Source organism: Pseudarthrobacter sp. CC12 (assembly GCF_039907755.1).
In the GTDB taxonomy this organism is placed as follows: Bacteria; Actinomycetota; Actinomycetes; order Actinomycetales; family Micrococcaceae; genus Arthrobacter; species Arthrobacter niigatensis.
This window is the reverse complement of record NZ_JARDJH010000001.1, coordinates 224,340-246,874: the sequence shown is the minus strand read 5'-3', so window position 1 is coordinate 246,874 and position 22,535 is coordinate 224,340. Positions and strand designations below refer to the sequence as shown.

General features: G+C 65.6%; 19 protein-coding genes. 6 read left to right on the top strand and 13 right to left on the bottom strand.

Translation table 11 applies throughout. The features are described 5' to 3' along the window. Positions 1–7 precede the first annotated feature (7 nt). Entirely contained in the window at positions 8–142 is a 135-nt protein-coding gene (locus PV772_RS01120; protein ID WP_347885117.1) for a hypothetical protein, read from the bottom strand. Positions 143–395: 253 nt separating this feature from the next. Continuing rightward, positions 396–1,319 carry a patatin-like phospholipase family protein gene (locus PV772_RS01115; RefSeq protein WP_347885116.1) on the bottom strand — a complete coding sequence of 308 codons (924 nt, stop codon included), beginning with the start codon at positions 1,317–1,319 and terminating at the stop codon, positions 396–398. A gap of 191 nt (positions 1,320–1,510) precedes the next feature. Between PV772_RS01115 and PV772_RS01110 the strand changes: the two genes are divergently transcribed. After that, positions 1,511–1,984, top strand: coding sequence for a GNAT family N-acetyltransferase (locus PV772_RS01110; protein ID WP_347885115.1), 474 nt, complete (start codon positions 1,511–1,513; stop codon positions 1,982–1,984). Positions 1,985–2,047: 63 nt separating this feature from the next. On the opposite strand, the gene PV772_RS01105 is transcribed toward PV772_RS01110, so the two are convergent. The 3 genes from PV772_RS01105 to PV772_RS01095 all read right to left on the bottom strand — a co-directional run bounded on the left by PV772_RS01105 (position 2,048) and on the right by PV772_RS01095 (position 5,658). Further along, a complete protein-coding gene (locus tag PV772_RS01105; protein WP_347885114.1) occupies positions 2,048–3,103 on the bottom strand; it encodes a hypothetical protein in 1,056 nt (351 codons plus the stop codon). A 38-nt stretch (positions 3,104–3,141) separates the two neighbouring features. After that, complete coding sequence (locus PV772_RS01100) at positions 3,142–4,008, bottom strand: phosphatidylinositol-specific phospholipase C/glycerophosphodiester phosphodiesterase family protein (RefSeq protein WP_347885113.1); 867 nt, start codon at positions 4,006–4,008, stop codon at positions 3,142–3,144. 210 nt (positions 4,009–4,218) lie between these two features. After that, positions 4,219–5,658: an HNH endonuclease signature motif containing protein gene (locus PV772_RS01095; protein ID WP_141182523.1), complete on the bottom strand. Its 1,440-nt coding sequence runs from the start codon at positions 5,656–5,658 to the stop codon at positions 4,219–4,221. 228 nt (positions 5,659–5,886) lie between these two features. On the opposite strand from PV772_RS01095, the gene PV772_RS01090 reads away from it, so the two are divergent. Then, positions 5,887–6,978 carry a type I restriction endonuclease gene (locus tag PV772_RS01090; protein WP_307358293.1) on the top strand — a complete coding sequence of 364 codons (1,092 nt, stop codon included), beginning with the start codon at positions 5,887–5,889 and terminating at the stop codon, positions 6,976–6,978. A 121-nt stretch (positions 6,979–7,099) separates the two neighbouring features. Here PV772_RS01090 and PV772_RS01085 read toward each other — a convergent pair whose 3' ends face one another. Together PV772_RS01085 and PV772_RS01080 are read right to left on the bottom strand one after the other, a co-directional pair. Beyond that, a complete protein-coding gene (locus PV772_RS01085; RefSeq protein ID WP_347885112.1) occupies positions 7,100–9,127 on the bottom strand; it encodes an ABC transporter ATP-binding protein in 2,028 nt (675 codons plus the stop codon). Then, positions 9,124–10,857 (bottom strand): ABC transporter ATP-binding protein, encoded by a 1,734-nt coding sequence (locus tag PV772_RS01080; RefSeq protein WP_347885111.1) that lies wholly within the window; start codon positions 10,855–10,857, stop codon positions 9,124–9,126. The genes PV772_RS01085 and PV772_RS01080 overlap by 4 nt, the downstream gene beginning before the upstream one ends. Before the next feature lie 231 nt (positions 10,858–11,088). Between PV772_RS01080 and PV772_RS01075 the strand changes: the two genes are divergently transcribed. Next, positions 11,089–12,324 carry an MFS transporter gene (locus PV772_RS01075; RefSeq protein WP_347885110.1) on the top strand — a complete coding sequence of 412 codons (1,236 nt, stop codon included), beginning with the start codon at positions 11,089–11,091 and terminating at the stop codon, positions 12,322–12,324. Here the strand turns inward: PV772_RS01075 and PV772_RS01070 are convergent. Beyond that, positions 12,278–13,381, bottom strand: coding sequence for an SDR family oxidoreductase (locus PV772_RS01070; protein ID WP_347885109.1), 1,104 nt, complete (start codon positions 13,379–13,381; stop codon positions 12,278–12,280). The genes PV772_RS01075 and PV772_RS01070 overlap by 47 nt on opposite strands. A gap of 328 nt (positions 13,382–13,709) precedes the next feature. Between PV772_RS01070 and katG the strand changes: the two genes are divergently transcribed. Continuing rightward, positions 13,710–16,004: a catalase/peroxidase HPI gene (gene katG, locus PV772_RS01065; RefSeq protein ID WP_347885108.1), complete on the top strand. Its 2,295-nt coding sequence runs from the start codon at positions 13,710–13,712 to the stop codon at positions 16,002–16,004. Positions 16,005–16,075: 71 nt separating this feature from the next. Here katG and PV772_RS01060 read toward each other — a convergent pair whose 3' ends face one another. Next, positions 16,076–17,314, bottom strand: coding sequence for a GAF domain-containing sensor histidine kinase (locus PV772_RS01060; RefSeq protein WP_141159252.1), 1,239 nt, complete (start codon positions 17,312–17,314; stop codon positions 16,076–16,078). 140 nt (positions 17,315–17,454) lie between these two features. On the opposite strand from PV772_RS01060, the gene PV772_RS01055 reads away from it, so the two are divergent. Together PV772_RS01055 and PV772_RS01050 are read left to right on the top strand one after the other, a co-directional pair. Further along, positions 17,455–17,973 (top strand): GNAT family N-acetyltransferase, encoded by a 519-nt coding sequence (locus tag PV772_RS01055; protein ID WP_141159251.1) that lies wholly within the window; start codon positions 17,455–17,457, stop codon positions 17,971–17,973. Between the two features lie 27 nt (positions 17,974–18,000). After that, positions 18,001–18,300, top strand: a complete 300-nt coding sequence (locus PV772_RS01050; RefSeq protein WP_347885107.1) for an antibiotic biosynthesis monooxygenase — start codon at positions 18,001–18,003, stop codon at positions 18,298–18,300. A 206-nt stretch (positions 18,301–18,506) separates the two neighbouring features. Here PV772_RS01050 and PV772_RS01045 read toward each other — a convergent pair whose 3' ends face one another. The 4 genes from PV772_RS01045 to PV772_RS01030 form a co-directional block, all read right to left on the bottom strand. Next, a complete protein-coding gene (locus tag PV772_RS01045; protein WP_141159249.1) occupies positions 18,507–18,692 on the bottom strand; it encodes a hypothetical protein in 186 nt (61 codons plus the stop codon). A gap of 104 nt (positions 18,693–18,796) precedes the next feature. Next, complete coding sequence (locus PV772_RS01040; RefSeq protein WP_347885106.1) at positions 18,797–20,410, bottom strand: AMP-binding protein; 1,614 nt, start codon at positions 20,408–20,410, stop codon at positions 18,797–18,799. A 117-nt stretch (positions 20,411–20,527) separates the two neighbouring features. Continuing rightward, the gene (locus PV772_RS01035; RefSeq protein ID WP_347885105.1) at positions 20,528–21,187 is read right to left on the bottom strand and encodes a response regulator transcription factor; all 660 of its coding nucleotides are present in this window, start codon (positions 21,185–21,187) and stop codon (positions 20,528–20,530) included. Further along, on the bottom strand, positions 21,184–22,494 hold the full coding sequence (locus PV772_RS01030; protein ID WP_347885104.1) for a sensor histidine kinase: 1,311 nt from the start codon (positions 22,492–22,494) through the stop codon (positions 21,184–21,186). The genes PV772_RS01035 and PV772_RS01030 overlap by 4 nt, the downstream gene beginning before the upstream one ends. Between the last annotated feature and the right edge of the window lie 41 nt (positions 22,495–22,535).

Below are 22,535 nucleotides of genomic sequence, written 5' to 3'. Positions count from 1 at the left end.
GGCATGGTCAGCGCTGGTTTTTGCGCGGTTTTATAAAACTGAGCTCGCTGTTTTCGCTTTTAGCTCTCTTTTCGGCACGTTTCTCCAGGATTGACTTGCCGACCTTTTTAGCGGCGCCGCTTTTGGGGGATTTTCCGGACATCGGAATCACGCCTTTCTTTGCTTTGCGTTACCGGATACCATACCTGCTTTTATTTTTTTATCCAGTCCTGCAGGGGCGCATCAGGCGGCTCCCGATGCCCCGCAGGTGGCGAGCGGAGGACCCGGCCAAGGCCATTGGGATAATTTTTGAAATTGGTTGCGTCGCGATGTTTCCGTTTGTTTTGTTTTGCCCGACAAAAGCCGCCGGAAACTCCGTCCAGGCCAAGAAAACGACCCTAAATTCGCATTTTCCACTACTGCCAGAATTTAGTTAGTTTCCCGGCGAGGTCTTTGCCCTGGTTGTATCCGGCGTGAGCCGCGGCCGGACGGAGTGAGGGGTCCATGGCGTTGGCGCCGAACATGTGCTCGGCCCCGCTGCCAGGCGAGATCACTTCGACTCTGCTGCCATGCGCTTGGAGCTCCTCCACCTGCGCGGCGAGCTGCATGCCCCACTCAAGCGGCATGCGCGTCCTGCCACCGAAGGGTGACAGGACCAGGACCCTGCCACACCCGGTGGCCAGGTCGGCGTTTTCATTTCGCCGGTAGCCGCCGTCGATGTAGCTCCTGTCTCCAATCCGGTAGGCGGAGCCGCTGGAACAACTGGCGGCGACCGCGTCGACCAGGTCGATGCCGCCAGACCGGTCGAACACTGCCGGTTCACCGGTACTGGCATCCACCGCTGGGATCAGCAGTTCATGCTCCGGCCATTCCTGTGTCGTCAGCCGGGCCGCCACGGTGGCCCGCCACCGTCCGGAATGGTCGTAGTCCTCCGCCATGTCGATGGCGGCCGCGCCCATCCTCCGACGCATGTCCGCCGCAGTTGCGGAACCGGCGATGATCCTGCCGGTCCGCTCCAGGTGGTTGGGGACCGGACTGCCGGCCGACGAAGTTCCGGCGGCCCGCAGCCGCTGTGGAAGCGGCGCGTCCATGACGGCGGCGTAGAGCTCCGCCGGACTGGCGCCGGCGATCTGCGCAGCGGCCGTGGATCCCGCCGATGTTCCGATGACCCGGTGGGCGCCGGTCACGTCCAGCCCGGCGTCTGCCAGTCCGGCGAGAACGCCGATCAGCCAAGCGTTTCCTGTGGAGCCCCCGCCACCGAGGACCAGGGCGCGCCCGGAAGTAACCGAGGGAACGGGGTGCGGGACGGGGTGCGGGACGGGAGAAGGTGTTGTGTTCATGGGAGTCGCCTTTCGCGAATTTGCCTGTGCGGCGCTCCCTGTGGACGGCTGGGTCAGCCGCGGATCGTGGGCTGCGGGGGAGCACCCATTACGGATACAGCGTTCATGGGTCTCACCTCCTGGAGTCGGTTCACGATCAGGGGAATCTTGGCATACGGGTACCGCTGTGCGCAACGGGTAAGTTTGAGGCGATGATTTCGATAGACCGGGACAGCCCCGCGCGCGACGACGTCCACCTGCTCCTCAGCGAGCACCTCGCCGACATGTTCGCCACCTCGCCGGCCGAGAGCGTGCACGCCCTGGACCATTCGGCCCTGTCCGCCCCGTCCGTCACGTTCTGGACGGCCCGCGAGGACGGCAACCTTTTGGGGTGCGGCGCTCTTAAGCTGCTGGACTCCCCCGCCGGTCCGCAGAGGCATGGCGGGATCAAGTCCATGCGCACCACGGCAACCGCCCGGGGCCGGGGCGTGGCCGCCCTCATACTGGGGCATATCCTTGATGACGCCCGTACGCGGAACCTTGAGCGGGTCTATCTGGAGACCGGAACCGAGGACTACTTCGCGGCCGCGCGGCGGCTGTACGCCCGGCACGGGTTCACGGTGTGCGAGCCCTTCGCCGCCTACGTGTTGGACCCCCACAGCGTCTTCATGGAGCTCCGACTGTAGCTCCCACAGGGAAAGCGGACGACGGCGGGTGGGCGACCGCCGTCGTCCGCTTCCTTTTGGCTGCTACTGGCTGAAGGGGACCTTTTCCCAGCTCAGCACGTCCGCACCTTTGGCGCTGTTGCCGGCCACCGTGAAGCGGACGTAGTCCACGGCATTGTTGGCGCCGTCCACGGTGATGCGCTGCAGGTTGTCCGCGGCCGGTGAGCCGTAGATGCCCAGCCAGGGTGAGCCCGCGGCAAGGGGCTGGTTCTCAGCAAAAACGTGGCTGTCGCCGTTGACCAGGTAGACAGGAGCGTCGAAGTTGTTGGTCTCCTCCACCATGGCCTGGACGACCTCGCGGAAGCCGGATACCGTTGCCGGGTTTGCGGTGGCGTCGGCCAGCAGCGACGGGTCGAACATGTCGGCCTGCTCCATGAGCACCACGGCGCGGTCGTTGCTGCGCCTGGCTTCGGCGAAGGTCTGGTGGATCTGGGCGATCACGGCGTCCGTACGGTGTTCCACCTCGGCGAGCTGCTCCGGCGTGGGGTCAGTCTTGCCCAGCCCGCTCCACGGCAGCAGGGAGTTGTTGCTGCCCTGGACGTTCAGGACGGAGAAAGCCACCCGGTTCTTCTCGAAGCGGACGTCCTCCGGCAAACCCAGGCTCTCCTGCGACTTTACCGGCATGGTGGCGCCCAGGATCTTGCCGGGCTGGTTGAAGAAGACCTCCCGGAGCTTGTCCAGGCGCTCCAGCGGGTTGTAGGCGCCGTTGTTGGTGCGGTGGCAGTCCACCCACTCGTTGTCCCCCGGCGTGTAGACCAGCGGGTGGGTGAAGGTATCGAACTGGATGCGGATGTACGAGAAATACTGGTCCGAGCAGACGGAGGAACCGTTCTTTATGTCGCCCACGTGTGCTACAAACTTCAGTTCCTTGTCCGCGTTGAGATCCTGGACGCGGGACGGGAACTTGGCGATCTCGGCGGCACCGTAGGGGATGTCACCGATGGCAGCGAAGGTGAAGGCTTGGTTGCCGTCGCTGGTGCTGTCCGCCTCTGCTGTTTCGGCGAAAGCGGGCTGGGACGCCAGGAGGCCGAATGCCAAGGTGAGCGCCGCCGTCGTGATTGTCAAAGTCTTTGAAAGCATGGGGTGGTCCTGTTTCTGTTGTTGGCCTGAGTGGGGGCTCAGGCGCCGCGGGCGGTGAGGAATTGCTGGAGGCCGGCGAGGTCGTCGGTGTTGATGTGGTCCACGCCGGCATCGGCGAGTTCGGTCCAGACGGCGTCGCGGGCGCTACCGGGCTGGTCCGGGGTGGCCCAGAAGCGGACGCGGTAGCCGTTGGCGTGTGCGGTGGCCACGAAGGCGCCCAGCTTGGCGCGCTCGGCCTCCGGCATGGGGCCGACGCCCTGCCAGGTGAAGAGCTTGGTCCAGTTGTCGCTGACCAGCGGCATCAGGGCAGCGGGCAGGCCGGAGGTGAGGTCGGTGGAGCGTCCGTCGTAGAAGCTGAAGCGCTTGTCCTGGGCCTGCATGGTGGCCAGCGGATTGTTGCCGCTGATGACGGCGGTGACCGGGCCGGTCTTGACGTTGCCGTTGGTGTAGCGGCTCATGATGTCGCGGTGCTCGGCCAGTTCCTGCTCGATGGCGGCGTAGGTGGCCTCGCCATCGCTCTTGATGTCGATCAGGAGCTGCAGGCTGCCGTCCCAGTTGGGGTAGACGCTGTGGCCGGGGGTGCTGCGGACCAGGTCCTGGAGTGGGTCGAGGTAAAGGCTTTCGAGCGTGACGCCCTGTTTGGCGTCAGCGAGGTCGTGGGCCACGCGCAGCTCACCGTCAACCAGCCATACGTCCGCTTCGACGCTGGTGAAACCGTGCCCCAGTGCGTCGAACAGGGGACGGTCATGCTCATAGTCGTTGTGGGCATGGGTGCCGGCGAGGGGTTGGCCGACGACGACGGGCGCCGGATTGGGTGCCTCGGCCCCGGCTTGGGCAGGGGCTACGGCTGTCCCGGCCAGTGAGGCGAGGACGGCGACGGCGGCGAGGGTGCTTTTCACGAACACGGGAGTACTCCTGGTACCTCGGGGATGTCCGCCCGGTGATGGGGTGTTCCGGGCTTGAGGGTGCTTGAAAAGCCTGCTGGGCCTGGCGAAACGATTCAGGGCGCCTTGGTTGCATCATGGTGAACGTCGGGGAACATCAACATCGGGGGATGAGTTCTCAGCCGTGAAGGGGCAGGCGGGTGTGTCCTCCGCGCAGCCAACTAACGCTGGTTACGAGATCGCGAGATAGTCCACAACCAGTACCTCCAGCGCGCTGGTCTCTCCCGGCAGGCAGCCCGGTGGCCAGATTGTCGGTTCCCGGTCCGGTTGTTCGGCGTTGTAGTGGCGACCGCTGGGAGAAGTCCAGCCCGGTGGCTCATTCTTGGAAGCCGCACCCGGACTCCAGCCGGTCCGATGTTTGAGCCGGTGGTGCTTGGGGCATAACTGTCCCAGGTTGCTGATTCCGGTGGCGCCCCCATGCTCCCAAGCCGTGAGGTGGTCCGCCTCGTTGTCCTGGCTGTGGTTGCTGCACGCCGGGAAAGTGCATTTCCCATCCCGCATCCTCAACCACCGTTTGAGTGACTCCGTGAGCCGGTAGTTGGTGCGGCCAAGTTCCAGCGGGGCTCCGTCGCGGGGGTCCACCAAAACCCGATAGAAAGAGCCGGCACCTTCCGTGACGAGTCTGCGTGCCATGGACGCGGGGATAGGCCCGTAGTTATCCAGGTCGGCAGACTCGTCCGTAGCACCGAGGAGGGAAAGGATTGGCACCGTGACCAGGACATCGGCTTTGAGGGACGGCCAGGGTCCGGCCAGGTCCGTGGCGCCACCGAGTAGCAATTTGGCGGCAAGGTCTGCCTTGAGCTGGGGAAGGGTCCTTGCCTCGTCCGGTCCTTGCAGTCCACGTGCCAGGGCGGAGGTCCTGTTCCAGATGGCACAGGCCTTATCAGCAGCCAGGTAGACCGAAACCCAGGCCATGCCGTCCCGGTCCGGCGAGTATTCCATCCGTCGATCCGACACGGACTTAACGTGCCGGGTTTCCAGGGACTCGGGATGATGGCGTTCCCGCCAGGCACGTGCCTTCCGCCGGAAACGGCCCGGCACAAGCTCTCCGGCAGATGCACCCCGGGCCGCGTTAGGCGCCTCCGGGTCCAGGAAGTGGGCTTCCAAGGCTGCTGCGGCTGCCGAGTCCAGGCCGCTGGTTTCATCGACCATAATTTGGGCATGCCGCCAAGAAATGGCTCCAGCCTCCATGGCCTTGAGCGTAGCCGGAAGAGAGGTGGTGAGCGCATGGGCGTCCTGCAACAGCGCGGACGCGGCTCCCTCGCCGATGGTGAGCGTGCAGGCGACTTCGGCGACGATACTCATCTCCCTGGCCGCCGACTCGAAGGCGCTTTCCGCCGGCGCTTCCATGGCGGCTGCGGCCTCCGAATGTTCTGCGAGCAGCCGGACTTTCACCGCTGCAGTAGCAGCTTCGACCCGGGCCACAATGCCCAGGCTGTCCAGGCAGGACTCTGAAAGTTCATGCAGTGGGTCGTGACCATCCGTGCGGCCCACAGCCTCGGCAGAGGTGTTCACAACTCCCGCTAGCTCGTCCACCAACCCGGTAAGGGATGCGACGGCACCGGCCAGTCCAGCCATGCCTTTCGCATCCACAACCGCTCCGCTTTCCATAAGCAAAGACTGTCACGGGGGTCTGACATTCTAAGTTGCCTTCGGCACACACTGTCTTGGCGGAAGCTTTGCTCACCGGATTTCGGCGCAGCGGATGGCAACATAACGGCAGCATCAACCGGTTGCGTGTAAATGTCACCCGTGCCATGTAAGTTTTTGCTTCATCAGCTTGAAACTGCCACCGGACACGAAGCTGTGTCCGGGTAAGAGCATTCCTGGGGGTAAGACATGGAATTTGCGGAGAAACTTTCAGCGCTGGCAACGAAAGTGCGGCAGCAGAGGGGTGTAATTCAGACCGAGGAGGCAACGAAGAACGCGTTCGTCATGCCGTTCATTTCGACGATTCTTGGCTACGACGTCTTCAATCCTTTGGAGGTGGTCCCGGAGTTCATCGCGGATGTAGGGCTCAAAAAGGGCGAGAAGATCGACTACGCGATCGTCAAGGACGGTGAGGTCCAGATTCTGATCGAGTGCAAGAAGTCGACAGAGCCTGTGAAAATCGAGCACGCCTCTCAGCTCTTCCGCTACTTTGCCGTCACAAACGCTCGTATAGCGATCCTGACCAACGGTGAGGTCTACCAGTTCTTCACAGACCTGGATGCACCGAACCGCATGGATGCCAAGCCGTTCCTCGTGCTCGACCTGAACGACATTGACCAGATGCTGATCCCCGAGTTACAGAAGTTGTCCAAGGATGTCTTTGACTTGGATTCAATCATCAGCGCGGCCGGCGAATTGAAGTACATCGGCGAGTTGAAGAGAACACTGGCTGCACAGTTCAGGGAGCCTGAAGACGAATGGGTCAAGTTCCTGACAGCCAGGGTTTACTCCGGGCCGTATACACAGAAGGTACGGGATCAATTCACCACGCTGGTTGGGAAGGCCACAAAACAATTCCTCAATGACCAGGTCAACGAACGGCTGAAGAAAGCTCTGGGGAATCCTGGATTCCCGCAATCGGAGGACACGACTGTACCCACCGCTGTCACCAGTGCGCCCGTCGCGGAGGCAGACCTCGCCGAAGCTGACGGCCTGGAGACGACGCTTGAAGAAATCGAGGGCTACCAGATTGTGCGTGCAATCGTCTGCAGCGAGGTCAAGCCGATTCGCGTCGCCCAACGCGATGCAAAGTCCTACTTTGCCGTACTGCTTGATGACAACAACCGCAAGCCTATTGCTCGGCTGCACTTCAACCGAACCCAGAAGTACATCGGCATCTTCAACGACAGCAAAGAAGAAACGCGTGTGGCCATCAACTCGCTTGAGGAGATTTACGAACACACCGAGGCCCTCCGGGCGACCGTCAAGAGCTACCTGTGACCCCTGTTAGCAATCGAATGGCGATCATTCAGCGAGGATAGACGGCGTCGCGACAAAGATCGCGATGCCGTCTGCCTGGGACAACTCAGGACGCCGAGCGATATCCTCCAGGATGGCCTCCCTACACCTCCGCCACCGGTGCCGCGAACTGGGCCTCGTACAGCCGCGCGTAGGCCCCACCGGCAGCCAGCAGGGACGCGTGCGTCCCCTGTTCCACAATCTGGCCGGCCTCCATCACCAGGATGAGGTCGGCGTCGCGGATCGTGGACAGCCGGTGCGCGATCACAAAGGACGTCCGGTCGGACCGCAGCGCACTCATGGCCTTCTGCACCAGCACCTCGGTCCGGGTATCCACGGACGAGGTCGCCTCATCCAGGATCAACACAGAAGGCGAAGCCAGGAATGCCCGGGCAATGGTCAGCAACTGCTTCTCGCCGGCGGACACGTTGGAGCCTTCATCATCCAGCACGGTGTCGTACCCCTCGGGCAGCGAGCGCACGAACCGGTCCACATACGTTGCCCGTGCCGCCTCCAAAACCTCAGAAGAAGACGCAGCAGGCCGCCCGTACGCGATGTTGTCGCGAATGGTCCCGCCGAACAGCCACGTATCCTGCAGCACCATCCCCATCCGGGAGCGCAGGTCGTGCCGGCTCATGGTGGTGATGTCCACCCCGTCCAAGGTGATCCGCCCGCCGTCGAGCTCGTAGAACCGCATCATCAGGTTCACCAGCGTGGTCTTGCCCGCCCCGGTCGGCCCCACAATGGCCACCGTCTGGCCCGGCTCCGCCACCAGGGACAACCCATGGATCAGCGGCTTGTCCGGCGAGTAGGAGAAGGAGACGTCCTCAAACACCAGCCGCCCGCGCGCAGCACCATCAGGGCTCTGCAAGGCAGCCCCCACAGGATCGGCGGACTGCTCCTCCGTATCAAGCAGCTCAAACACCCGCTCGGCAGACGCCACACCGGACTGCAGCAGGTTGGCCATGGAGCCGAGCTGCGCCAGCGGCTGGGTGAACTGCCGCGAGTACTGGATGAACGCCTGAACATCGCCCAGCTGCATGGCCCCGGACGCAACCTGCAGGCCGCCCACCACGGCAATCCCCACGTACACCAGGTTCCCGATGAACGTCATGGCCGGCATGATCAGACCGGAAATGAACTGCGCCCCGAAGCTCGCCTCATACAGTTCGGCGTTCTTTTGCCGGAACCGCTCCCCCACCTCGCGCTGCCGGCCGAACACCTTCACCAGGGCATGCCCGGTGTAGGTCTCCTCGATCTGCCCGTTCAGCTCGCCCGTGTTCTTCCACTGCTGGACGAACAGCTTCTGCGACCGCTTGGCAATCAGCGCCGTGATCCCCAGCGTCAGCGGAATGGTCACCAGCGCGATCAGCGCCAGCGTGGGCGACAGGATGAACATCATCACCAGCACGCCCAGCACGGTCAGCACGGACGTCACGGCCTGGCTGATGGACTGCTGCAGGCTCTGCGAAATGTTGTCCACGTCGTTGGTCACCCGGCTGAGCAGCTCACCGCGCTGGATCGAATCGAAATACCGCAGCGGCAGCCGGTTGATTTTGGCCTCGATCTGCTCGCGGAGCCCGAACACCGTCCGCTGTACCACGCCGTTCAGCACATACGCCTGCCCCCACATGAAGGCCGACCCCAGAACATACAGCACCAGCGCCCACGTCAGCACGTTGGCAAGCGCGCCGAAGTCGATCCCGGCCCCCGGGGTCAGCGTCATGGCGCTGAGCATGTCCGCCTTCTGGTTGTCCCCGGCCGCCCGCAGCGCCGCTATCAGCTGCGCCTGCGTCATCCCCGGCGGCAACTGCTTGGACACCACGCCGGAGAAGATCAGGTTGGTGCCCTCGCCCAGCAGCCGCGGCCCGATCACCTGCAGCACCACGCCGGCCACGGCCATGGCCAGCACCAGTACCAGCCAGAGCCGTTCCGGCCGGAGCGTTCCCAGCAGGCGTTTGGCGGAGCCGGCGAAGTTCATCGCCTTCTCCGCCGGCACGTTCATCCCGGCGAAGGGGCCGCCCCGTCCGGGTCCACCGGCGGGACGGGGAATGCGTACGACGTCGGCCTGGCCGGGTCCCGAAGCGGAGGCACCTTTGGTGCCGCGTGCGGATGCGGGTCCCTGGCTCATACCGTCTCCTCCGCTGCCAGCTGGGACGAGACGATCTCGCGGTACGTATCCGAAGTCTCCAGCAACTCTTGGTGCGTGCCCTGCGCAACGATCCTGCCGTCGTCGAGCACCAGGATCTGGTCCGCATCAACAATGCTGGACACGCGCTGGGCGATGATCACCATGGTGGCCCCCGCAATGTTGCGCTTCAGCGCCTGGCGCAGCCGGGCATCGGTCCCGGTATCAAGGGATGAGAACGAATCGTCGAAAATGTACAGTTCGGGCCGCTTCACCAGTGCCCGGGCGATCGCCAACCGCTGCCGCTGGCCGCCGGAGACATTGGTGCCGCCCTGCGAGATGGGCGCGTCCAGCGTTTCGTCCATCTGCTCCACGAAATCCCGCGCCTGGGCGATCTCCAGCGCGCTCCAGAGCTCGTCCTCGGTGGCGTCCGGGTTGCCGTACAGCAGGTTGCTGCGCACCGTGCCGGAAAAGAGGTAGGGCTTCTGCGGCACCAGCCCGATGTGCCCCCACAACAGGTCCGGGTCCAGGTCCCTGACGTCCACGCCGTCCATCAGCACCGCCCCGGAGGTGGCGTCGAACAGCCGCGGCATCAGGTTCACCAGGGTTGTCTTGCCCGAGCCGGTGCTGCCGATGATCGCCGTGGTCTGCTCCGCACGCGCGGTGAAGCTGATCCCGGAAAGGACAGGCTGGTCGGCACCCGGGTAGGCGAACCCGACGTCGCGCATTTCCAGCTCACCGCGCCGAACCGCGCTGGTGGCCGGCTGCTCCGGCGGCAGGACGCTGGAATTGGTGCCCAGCACCTCACCGATCCGGTCCGCGGACACCGACGCACGCGGAATCATCACCGCCATGAACGTGGCCATCATGACGGACATCAGGATCTGCATCAGGTAGCTCAGGAACGCGATCAGGGTGCCCACCTGCATGGACCCGTCCTCGATCCTGAACGCACCGAACCAGATCACCGCCACGCTGGAGACGTTCAGGACCAGCATCACGGTGGGGAACATCAGGGCCATCAGCCGTCCTGCACGGAGCGCAACATCGGTAACGTCCGCGTTGGCACCGGCGAACCGTTCGGTTTCCATGTCCTCGCGCACGAACGCCCGCACCACCCGGATGCCGGTGAGCTGCTCGCGGAGCACCCGGTTCACGGTGTCGATCCGTGCCTGCATCTTGCGGAACAGCGGCACCATCCGGGTGACGATCAGTCCGACGGCGATCAGCAGCACCGGGACGCAGACGGCAATCAGCCAGGACAGTTGGGCGTCCTGCCGGATGGCCATGATCACCCCGCCAATGCTGAGCATGGGCGCGGCCACCATGAGCGTGGCGGACATCAGCACCAGCTGCTGCACCTGCTGGACATCGTTGGTGGAGCGGGTGATGAGGCTGGGCGCACCGAACTTGGTGACTTCCTGTTCCGAGAACTCACCCACCCGTTCGAAGATGGCGCCGCGCAGGTCCCGGCCCAGGCCCATCGCCGCCTTGGCGCCGAAGTACACGGCGATGACGGCACACACGATCTGAGCCAGCGTGATGAGCAGCATGAAGCTGCCGGTGGACAGGATGTAGCCGGTATCGCCCCGGGCCACGCCCTGGTCAATGATGTCTGCGTTCAGCGTGGGCAGGTACAGCGACGCGATGGACTGCGCCAGCTGGAAAACCACGACGGCGGCCAGCAGCGGCCGGTGCGGCCGCAGGTATTCGACGAGCAACTTCCAGAGCATACGAAATAGGCCCTCACCTGACGGAGTGTCCACAAAACGTGGTGCGAAGGTCAGTGTACGTCCGTGGAGAGCGGATGATCCTCACAGTTGGCTGGGAAAATGGCAGGTTCTCCCACGGCGTATTCGGCGGACGCGCCGGGGATCCGGCAGCACCGGTGGGTACTTCAGTATGAGAGAACTGGATAGGCGCCATAAGCCCGCCACCCCGCCAAAGGATGGAAGAAACAACGAATGCTTGCCGGCACACGGAACCCTTCCCAGCGCACCGCCAGGTTCGGAGCTGCCTTCATCGGCGTCCTGCTCATCGCAGTCAACCTTCGGGTGTCCTTTGTCAGCGTCGGACCGGTGCTGGTCAACATCAGCAGCGACTTGGGATTGTCCAGTGCCGCAGCGGGATTCCTCACCGGCCTCCCTCTCATCGCCTTCGCAGTCTTCTCACCCCTGGCCCCCGGATTTGCTGCCCGGCTGGGCCTGGACCGGGCACTGTGGATGTCCTTGCTGATCCTCGGATCGGGCATCGTGCTCCGCTCACTACCGGTGCCCGGCTTCATATGGGCCGGGACGGTACTGATCGGCGTGGCCATCGCGTTCCTCAATGTCCTGGTTCCCTCCCTCGTGAAGCGGGACTTCCCTTTGCGGGTCAGCCAGGTCACCGGCAGCTACACCGCCGCCCAGGCTGCGTTCGCAGCGGTGGGGGCCGCCGTCGTCGTTCCCGTGGCGCAAACCTCCCCGGCGGGGTGGCGGCTGGCCCTGGGAGCCTGGGTGGGGCTGGCCCTCATCGCCATGGCCGTGCTCCTGCCCTGGCTGCGCCGGCACGGGACAAGCGCCGTGCACGCCGAAAAGCAGGAACCGGCACACCGGTCGCCCTGGGGCTCAGCGCTGGGCTGGCAGGTGACTGCGTTCATGGGGCTGCAATCGATCGCCTTCTACGTCCTGATGGCGTGGCTGCCTACCATTGAGCAAAGCCGCGGGGTCCCCGCCGCCACAGCCGGCGTGCACCTGTCCGCCTTCCTGTTGATCAGCGTGTTCGCCAGCCTGGGGGCGGGCGCAGTCCTGCACCGGGGACCGGACCAGCGGCTGGTGTCCTTCACAAGCGGGGCGTTGGTGTTCGTCACCTTCCTGGGCCTGGCCCTGGCCCCGGACCTCATCCTGCTGTGGGTTGTCCTGGGTGCTTTGGGCTGCGGGAGCCTCATTGTCATCGCCCTGTCGTTGTTCAGCCTCCGGACCGTGAACCACCCGCAGGCAGCATCGCTGTCCGGCATGGCCCAATCCGTGGGCTACGGCCTGGCCGCGGTGGGCCCGGTGGCCTTTGGTGCACTCCGGGATGCCAGCGGGGACTGGACCCTTCCGCTGCTCGGCACCGCCGGAGCCATGGCCATCCTGGCGCTGGCGGGTCTGTTCGCCGGACGCGACCGCGTCATTACGGAATCAGCCGGTCGGCCCGGTATCGGTCAAAGAGCAAGGTAAAGGCATCCAGCGTCCGGCGATACCCCGTAAAGCCCGCATCCCGGCTCTTGCCCATGTCCGTCACCACCTCGATGCCGCGCCCCAGGTCTCCGTCCGTGTGCCACCAGCTCGCCACGCGGCCCAGGTCGGGTTCGCTGAGGTTGTTCTCCGCGGCGATCCGCCGCCACTGGTCCTCCCGGCCTGCCATTGACTGCCCAAGGGGACGCGGCGCGTCCTGGTAGCCCTCCCATTCCACACCGAAGTACGCGGCAAGCTTCGGCCACATCCAGCGCCAGCGGAACACATCGCCGTTGACGATGTTGAAGGGCTCGTTGGCGCCTGCAGGGGTAGTTGAAGCCCAGAGCATGTGCTCGGCCAACAGGCCGGCGTCTGTCATGTCGGTGAGGCCGTCCCACTGCGCTTTGGATCCGGGAAAGACAAACGGTTCCCCGCTGTCCCGGCAGAGGGTGGCCTGCGCCGCGAGTGTGAGGCCCATGTTCATGGCGTTGCCAACGGCGTGCCCAATAACCGTGTGGGCGCGGTGTACGGACCAGGTGAACCCCTGCTCCCCCGCCGCGGCCCACAACTCGTCTTCCTGTGCGTAATAGAAGTTCCGCACCGGCAGGCGGGGCTCCTCCTCATGGAACGGCGTGTCCGGCATTTCCCCGGCGGCGTAGGCCTCAAACGGTCCCAGGTAGTGCTTGAGCCCGGTCATCAGGGCAACATGTGCCACCCCTTTGCCCCGCAGTGCCCCAAGCAGGTCGCGCACCATGCCCGCGTTGACGGCGATGTTCTCTTCCTCGGTGTCCCGGCGGGACCAGGCAGTAAAGAACACGTGGGAGGGATTTTCCGGAGCAAGCGCGGCGGCCAGCGACTCAGCGGAGGTCAAGTCTGCGGAAAGCCATCTGACGCCTGGCCGCCCGGGACCGGGCCTGCGGGACAAGGCAAGGACTTCCCAGCCTTCGCCGGCCAAAGTATCCACGAGCGCGGAGCCTGAAATGCCGGTGGCCCCTACCACCAGGGCGGTCCGTCCGTTGCCCGCTGCTGTTCCTGATGCTGTTCCTGATCCGATGGTCATAGCGCTCCTCTTGGTAGGTGCTTGGTTTGCATCCGCGCCTCAGCGCGGCCTCACGCGTGGGCGGAGGCCCGCGCGCTGCGTTACGCCGGGACAATGGGCCACCATGGACCCTCTGGCGACAAGTCGGAGCGTCACTCAGATATTCCAGCGCCGGCAAGTGGCGGACAGGAGGTGCCGAACAAATTGCGAGGGACGGGGCAATGACAGGCCGGGTTTCACCCATGGCCCGGGCGGGTCTCCAGCAGTCCCCGGTCCATGTTCAAATAGGAGGGTTGCACCGGCTGCCCGAGTCCAACCGCGGCCTCGGCCCAACGGAAGGAATAAGCACATGACCGATCCCCAAGACCATCCCCCGGTCCCCACTCCCGGGAGCGCACAGGGCCTGGACCAGAAGGTTGAGGGCGGGTGCCCGGTGGCCCATGGCAGTGCCACCGCCCAGGGCAGTGAAAGCGAAAACCCTGCGATCGATTCGCCGGCCCCCAAGGGACACCGGCCGCGAACCAACCAGGACTGGTGGCCCAACCAGCTGGACCTCTCCGTGCTGCACACGCACGGCCAGGCGAGCAACCCGCTTGGCCCGTCCTTCAGCTACCGCGAGGAATTCCAGAAGCTCGACGTCGAAGCCCTCAAGCAGGACATCAGCCAGGTCCTGACCACTTCCCAGGACTGGTGGCCGGCGGACTTCGGCCACTACGGCGGACTGATGATCCGCCTGAGCTGGCACGCTGCCGGCACCTACCGCGTCCACGACGGCCGCGGCGGCGCGGGCGACGGCAGCCAGCGGTTCGCCCCGCTGAACAGCTGGCCGGACAACGCCAACCTGGACAAGGCCCGCCGCCTGCTGTGGCCCGTGAAGCAGAAGTATGGCCAGAAGCTGTCCTGGGCGGACCTCCTGGTCCTCGCCGGCAACGTGGCCCTTGAGTCCATGGGCTTCAAGACCTTCGGCTTCGCCTTTGGCCGCGAGGACGTCTGGGAGCCCGAACAGATCTTCTGGGGTCCTGAGGACGCCTGGCTCGGAGATGAGCGGTACACCGGTGAGGGAACCATGGCGGACAACGTCGGTTCCACCGAAATGGGCCTCATCTACGTCAACCCCGAAGGCCCCATGGGCAACCCGGATCCCGTGGCTGCTGCCGCGTTTATCCGTGAGACCTTCAAGCGCATGGCCATGAACGACGAAGAGACCTTCGCACTGATCGCCGGCGGCCACACATTCGGCAAGACCCACGGTGCCGGCCCCGCAGACGCACACGTTGGCCCGGAACCGGAGGGTGCAGACCTTGAGGCGCAGGGCCTTGGCTGGCTCAGCACCTACGGCAGCGGCAAGGGCGGCGACACCATCACCTCCGGCCTGGAAGTCACTTGGACGGACAAGCCTACGCAGTGGAGCAACCGCTTCCTGGAGATCCTCTTCGAGTACGAGTGGGAACTCGTCAAGAGCCCCGGGGGCGCCCACCAGTGGGTCGCCAAGGACGCTCCAGAGATCATCCCGGACGCGCACGACCCCAACAAGAAGCACCGGCCCACCATGCTGACCACGGACCTGTCGCTGCGCTTCGACCCCACCTACGAGCAGATCGGCCGGCGTTTCCTGGAGAACCCGGACCAGTTCGCCTTGGCCTTCGCCAAGGCCTGGTACAAGCTGCTGCACCGCGACATGGGACCGGTGGGCCCGCACATGCTGGGCCCGTGGGTTCCGGAGGCTCAGCTGTGGCAGGATCCTGTTCCCGCCGTCGACCATGAACTGATCGATGAGCAGGACATCGCCGGGCTCAAGGCCAAACTCCTTGACGCCGGACTGACCATCCCGCAACTGGCGGGCACGGCCTGGGCGTCGGCTGCAACGTACCGCAAGACGGACCGGCGCGGTGGGGCCAACGGCGCCCGGATCCGGCTGGAGCCGCAGCGCGGCTGGGAAGCCCACGAACCGGAGCAGCTCGATACCGTGCTTCCCGTCCTTGAGCGCGTGCAGGAGGAGTTCAACTCGGCACAGTCCGGCGGCAAGAAGGTCTCGCTCGCGGACCTGATCGTCCTGGGCGGCGCCGCCGCGGTGGAGAAGGCAGCAGCCGACGCCGGGTTCCCCGTCACAGTGCCCTTCCGTCCGGGCCGGACGGACGCCTCACAGGAACAGACCGACGTCGAATCCTTCCAGTACCTGGAGCCGCGGGCCGACGGCTTCCGCAACTACCTGCGCCCCGGTGCGAAGATCCAGCCCGAGACCCTCCTGCTGGACAAGGCGTACATGCTGGACCTCTCCGCGCCGGAGATGACGGCGCTCTTGGGCGGCATGCGGGCCCTGGGCACCAACGTGGGTGGTTCCGGCCACGGTGTGCTGACGGACAAGCCGCAGGTCCTGACGAACGACTTCTTCGTCAACCTGCTCTCGCCGGGCACCAAATGGAAGGCCTCCGAGGCCGAGGAAAACGTCTACGAAATCACCGACGTTGCCACCGGCGAGCTGAAGTGGACGGCCACCCCGGTGGATCTGGTCTTCGGCTCCAACTCGCAGCTGCGGGCGCTGTCCGAGGTCTACGCGAGCGAGGACGCCAAGGAGAAGTTCGTGCACGACTTCGTAGCCGCCTGGGCGAAGGTCATGGAACTGGACCGCTTCGACCTGAACTGACCGGGATGACCTGACCCGGGGGTCCGGGCCGGCTGCATCACGCAGCCGGCCCGGACCTGCCTGAGAGCGGCCTACTGATCGGTCGGGAAGCTGATGACTGCCGTGGTTCCGCCGCCTGGAGTCTCTTTCAGGCTCAGTTCCCCGCCATGTGCTTCGACAATGCGCCGGCAGATGGACAGCCCCAGGCCCGAGCCCTGCCCGTCGCCGTCACGGTGCAGCCGGACCAAGGGTTCGAGCACGCGTTGCCGGTCCGACGAGGCAATTCCCTTGCCGTTGTCCGCGACCAGTACGGTGACCCCGTGGTAGTTGGAAATGCCGCTGATCCGGACCTTGAGTTCCCTCTCGGGGCTCCGGTAGTTCACGGCATTGGCCACCAGGTTCTGCAGCAGGGTCCGGAGCTGACCGGGGTCCACCTGGAGCTTTAGTTCCTCGCTGTCCAGGACGGCGTCAGTACCGAAGGACAGCCCCAGATCCCGGGCCACTTCGGCCGCCACGTCCTGGAGGGAAACGTGCTGGCGCTGCAGGATTCCGCCGATCCGGGAGTAGCTCAGGACGTCCTCGAGCATGGCCAGCATCCGGTGGCCGCTGGCGCTGATGATCTGCAGGTACTCGGCCGCCGGGTGGTCGCCCTCCACTTCGTCTTCCGCCATCTCCACGTAGCCCAGCGTGGTGGTGAGCGGCCCGCGCAGGTCGTGGCTGACGCGCCCGGCAAACTCCGCCAGCTTGGCATTGCTTTCCCGCACCTCGTTGAGGGCACGGTTCAGCTGCAGCGTGCGCCGCTGCAGTTCAAGCAGCTGCACTGCCTGGCGGGACAGGATTTCCAGCATGTCCAGCTGGCCGGCATCCGGAGCCGCCGGTGAATCCGAGAAGACGCACAGTGACCCCAGCACGAACCCTGACGACATTTCCAGGGGCACGGAGGCGTAGAACCGGACGGCGGCGATCTCCCCTGTCACGAACGGGTTGGTCGCAAAACGCGGATCCAGCGAGGCGTCCCGGACAACGGTCATTTCCCCGGAGTGGAAGACTTTCGAGCACATGGAGTCCTCGCGTGAACAGACGCCGGCGTCAATCCCAACGGCAGCCACCTGGCGTTGCTCATCGGAGGTGAGGACGTTGATGACCCCGAACGGGACTCCACAGAGTTTGGCGGCCAGCTCCACCAGATTCTCGAGCGGCTCGGTGGACAGCTCGGCCTCGGTGGCCGAAGCGCCGTTCCCGGCGGGGAAGGCGAACCCGTACTCCTGCAGCAATTCGTCCCTGCCCAGCGGATCGCTGGGCGCTGCGGCCGTCGAGTGAGCACCAGCCATTACCGTCCCCTTCCAGACCGCAAAAGGGTCCCCGGGGAGATAGTACAGGGCAGCAGCGGCGTCCCGGGAATACGTCTCCCCGCTCCCCTGCCGCGGGCCGGGATCCCGCATTGCTCCGGCAGGCGGCATAGGATCCAGTCATGGCCCAACTCATCGTCCCGGACCCAACCCTCCACTCTTCCTGGCTGGAAGGAACTGCGGAGTTCCAAGGTGCCCACCTGGACGGTGCAGGCGCGGAGGGCTGGTCGCTGGACGATCTCCGGGACCCCGCCGTCTTTGGCCGCTTCGTCGATATCCTCATCAAAGACGCGCTGCCGGAGACGGTGCGAAAGCCTGGCTACGTGCCCTGCACCTACCTGTGGATTGCCGACGGCGGCACGTTCCTTGGGTCCCTGGCCATCAGGCACGGGTTGAACGACTACCTCCTCAACGAAGGTGGGCATATCGGCTACAGCGTCCGGCCCTCCGCCAGGCGCCGCGGCCATGCCGTCAAAGCACTTGCCGATGCGCTGCCCCTGGCACGGGCGCTCGGAATCGCGCGGGTTCTCCTGACGTGCGACGAGGACAACGCCGGCTCGCGTGCAACCATCGAAAAGAACAGCGGCCGGTACGAGGACACGCGCAACGGCAAGCGCCGCTACTGGATCGACACCGAGTAGCCGGCGAACGCGTGCCAGACTTGGCGGGTGATCAATGAACACGCGCTGCTTCCGGTCATTCCCGGCCGGGAAGAGGACTTCGAGGCAGCTTTCGCCCAGGCCCGGCACATCATCGCTTCAATGCGTGGCTTCCTCGCCATGTCCCTGTCGCGCTCGATCGAATCTCCCCACATGTACCTGCTGCTCGTTGAATGGGAGTCGCTGGAGGACCATACAGAGGGCTTCAGGGGATCCCTTGGGTACCAGCAGTGGCGTTCTTTGCTGCACCGCTTTTATGAGCCGTTTCCGGTGGTGGAGCACTTCGAAACCGTTAGCGCCACGCCGTAAGCCGCCGCGCGGACGTTGGGGGGAAGCCCCCGCGCGAGTCTCGCTCCAGCGCAGGGGCTTCCAGTGCTTCCTGCCGGGGAACTGGCGTTGGAAACAGTTATAAATTACCGGCCGGTAGGTTGCGGGAAGCACAGATTGCAGCGGCTTTGGCCAATCTTGATGGAACTTTGAGGGAGGCCTCGGCCCCTTTGATCTGAAGGGCCCATTTAGTCTGCCGGGCCCGCCGAGGCGTCGGGGTCCTCCTCCGGCTCAAAAGTGTTGGGCTCGGCCCCATCGGAGATCCCGACGCCGTCTTTCCCGCCGGGGATCCCGCCGTCGGGGTTGCCTTTCCTGGCCGCCGTGTCCTCCTGTGGTTCGTCCTCAGGCAGTGAATCAGGTGAATTGATGGACATCGCTCCTCCTTCAGTGGCTGGGCCTCAACGCTAACAGCCGGTGCCGGAAAAGGCTCCGGAACAACTCGAGGTTTTCTGCCCCTCCCCCAAAAACCCGCCGACTGCTAGCTGCCGGATGCGGCTGCCCGCTGCTGCCTCAGGATGTAGCGCTGCAGCTTTCCCGACGGCGTCTTGGGCAGGTCCGCGACGAAGTGGATGCGGCGCGGGTAGGCGTGGGCGGCGAACTGCGTCTTGACCATGGTCTGGAGTTCAACCACCAGGTCATCACTGGCGGCGGTGCCCTCGGCCAGGACCACGTAGGCCTCGAGGACTTCACCGCGCAGTTCGTCGGGAGCGCCCACCACGGCACTTTCCAGCACCGCCGGATGCGTGGCCAGGACGCTTTCCACGTCGAACGGGCCAATCCGGTAGCCGGCCATGATGATCACGTCGTCATCCCGGGAGGAGAAGAAGTAGTAACCGTCCTGGTCCACCATGCCCGCGTCACCGGTCAGGTACCACTTGCCGTCCGCGCTGAACCTTTCCGCGGTCTTCTCCGGCGCATCCTGGTACCCGGTGAACCACATCATGGGACTTTCCGCCACGTTGACGGCGACGCGGCCCAGTTCGCCGGGGGCGGCCGGCCCGTCAGCGTTGTCCTTAAGGACCGCGCAGCTCCAGCCCGGCAGGGGGCGGCCCATGGAACCGGGCCTGAGCTCCGTCCTCACGTCGTCATGCCAGGCGTTGATGATCATCATCCCGTGTTCGGTCTGTCCGTAGTGGTCCCGCACCGGGACGCCCAGCACCTCCCGGGCCCAGCTGATCACCTCCGGGGTCAGCGGTTCGCCGGCGGAGGAGGCGCGCCGAAGTCGAAAGGGTCCAGTGCCGGCGTCGGCCTTGGCGCGCATGGTGCGGTAGACCGTGGGAGCTGCCGCGAAGTTGGTAACGGCAAATGCCTCCAACACCTTGAAGCTGAGTTCCGGGGAGAACCCGGGGCGCAGCAGCAGGTTCCGCCGTCCCGCCGCCATGGGGCCGAGGATCCCGTAGTACAGTCCGTAGGCCCAGCCGGGGTCCGCGGCGTTCCAGAAGACGTCCTCTTCACTGACGTCCAGGCCAAGTTCGATGTACTGGCGGAACGCGGCCAATGCCCGGAGGGGCACCGGTACGCCTTTGGGCGCGCCCGTGGTTCCGGACGTGAAGATCAGCACCAGGGCACCGTCACCGCCTACGACCTCTGAAGCGATCCCCGGCTGCTGCCTGGCCAGGAGGGGCGTGAGCGCCAGGTCCGGCTGGGAAGCTTCCGCGCCGGCGACGAGCACGGCGGCAGAGGTCTGCTGGATCTTCACCCGCTGGTCGGGATCCGTGATGACGGCCTTTGCCCCGGAGGCAGTCAGCCGTAATTCGATAGCCGGCCATGCGAAGGCCGTGAACAGTGGCACATGGACCGCTCCGCGCCGCCAGATGGCCAGGAGCATGACCACCAGGTCTGCCGACTTGCCCATCAGGGTGGCCACGGCATCTCCAGGACCAATGCCCAGCTCCGCGAGGGCGGCGGCTCCCCGCTCCGAGCGTTCCCGGAGCTCGCCATAGGTGATGTCCTCCGCGGAGAGGTCGGCTGCCACCACTGTGAAGGCAACAGCGTTGGGATCATGGCTGTCGCACAGGAGACCGGCCGCGCAGGCATCGGCCGCACCGTAGGTGGCAAGAAGGGCATCAACCGCGGGAACCGGACGGGACATTCGTTCTCCTTCGAACAACGTGGCCTGGAAACAACGGCACCTGTAAACACCGTGGAACAAACCTACTGCACCGGAATGACCGGGAGGTGGCAAGTTTCGCGGTCCTGCGCCGACAGGTCAGCCCTTGGCGCCGGGCGGCCGGATGATCCGCCGCTGTGTGGCGGCAGCGATCGCGGCCGTGCGGTTATCCACGCCGAGCTTGCCGTAGATGTGCACCAGGTGCGTCTTCACGGTCGCTTCCGAAATGAACACCTGCTTGGCGATGGCGCGGTTGGACAAGCCCGTGGCCAGCAGTTCCAGCAACTGCACTTCGCGCGGGGTCAGCGAGGTGCCCGGGTTGCTGATCCGGTCCATCAGCAGTGCCGCGGCCCGGGGCGCCAGGACCGTGCCGCCCGCGGCCGCCTGCAGCACCGCCTGCCGCAGCTGCTCCGGCGGAGCGTCCTTCAGCATGTAGCCGCTGGCCCCCGCCTCCACCGCGGCGAGGATATCCGCATCCGTGTCGTAGGTGGTGAGGATGAGTACCGGCGGCGGTGCGTCGAGTTTCCGGATCTCGGCGGTCGCCGTAACGCCGTCCATTCCCTCCCCCATCTGCAGATCCATCAGGACCACATCGGGTGCCTCGTCCAAGGCAGTGAGCCGCGCCAGTTCCCTCAGCGCCGCCTTGCCGTCAGAAGCCTCGGCGGCAATGGCGATGCCCTCGGACCCGGTGAGCATGGCACGCAGCCCGGCGCGGACCACCGGATGGTCGTCAACCAACAGGACGCGGACCCCACTCACGGTTCCTCCACCGGGAGCCGGATGGCCACAACCGTGCCCTCGCCCGGCGCCGATTCCACCGCCAGGGTCCCGTTCAGGGCGGCCACGCGTTCCCGCAGCGAGCGCAGCCCGAAGCCGCTGCCGTCCGCTGCGCCCGCGGCACCACCCGCAGCCCCGGGATCGAAGCCCCGGCCGTCGTCGTACACGTCCATGGTCACCTCGTTGCCCAGGAAGGCAACGCTGACGACGGCGGTACTTGCCCGGGCGTGTTCGCGGACGTTCGCAAGGCTCGCCTGCGCGGCGCGCAGCAGGGCCACGCGGGCAGGCTGGGGCAGGTCCTGCGGTTCCCCATCCACCTCCAGCCGACAGCGCAGGGATACCCCCGCAGCCGCAGCGTCGGTCTCGGTCCTGCCGCACAACCTGTCCAGGGCCTCCACCAGCGTGGTCCCCTCCAGCTGGGGTGAAGACAGTCCACGGACAAAGCTGCGGGCCTCGGAGAGGTTGTCCGCCGCGGTCTGCTGCACCAATGCCAGCCGGGCGGCAGCAGTGGCGGAGTCACCTTCCGCCAGCGACTGCCCGGCGGCCCGCCCCAGCAGCACGATGCTGGATAGGCCCTGCGCCAGCGTGTCGTGGATTTCCCGGGCCAGCCGCTCCCGCTCGGCGAGGACCCCGGCCTCGTGCTGGGACCGGGCCAGCTCCTCACGCGTCCGCCGCAGTTCATCGGCTGCGCGCCGCTGGTTTTCGGCCTCGCGGTAAAGGGCCGCGTAGGCCAGGCCGGTAATCACGGAAAAAATTGCACCCAGGACAGGCCCCACCACCGCCGCCGCGTGTGGAACCGGGGAGCCGCTGGCGGCCCATTGGGAGCCGATCACCGCCGCCGTCATCAGCCCGATGGCCAGGAGCGCGCCACGCCGCGGGAGCAAATGAAGGTGCAGGAAAAAGATGGGGAAAGCAAGCCAGGCGAAGTCGGCACTGCCGGCGAGCAGGAACGCCCACAAGGCCGTCACAAGGCCGAGCCACAGCACGCTGTACCGGCGGGGATCCACCACGGTCCGTCCCTCGGCATGGCGCTTTTCCAGGACCGTGCCGGCCAGGTAAAGGGCAGCGAGAACGACGGCGGCGGCGGCCCACACCCAGCGAAGGGCGCCTCCCGACATCAGCATCCGGACCAGGCCGACGGCCAGCAGCAGCGCGAACCCCGTGTGAAGTGTGACCCGCAGGACCCGCAGGATTGCCGCCGACGACGCGTTTTCCAGGGCGTTCAATGGCCCACGTGTGGGGATACCGCCGCGCACTTCCGGTGGTTGCGGCAGGGGCGTGGCAGGCATTTCACCAGCTTATGCCGGGAACCCGCGCCGGGAATCAACCA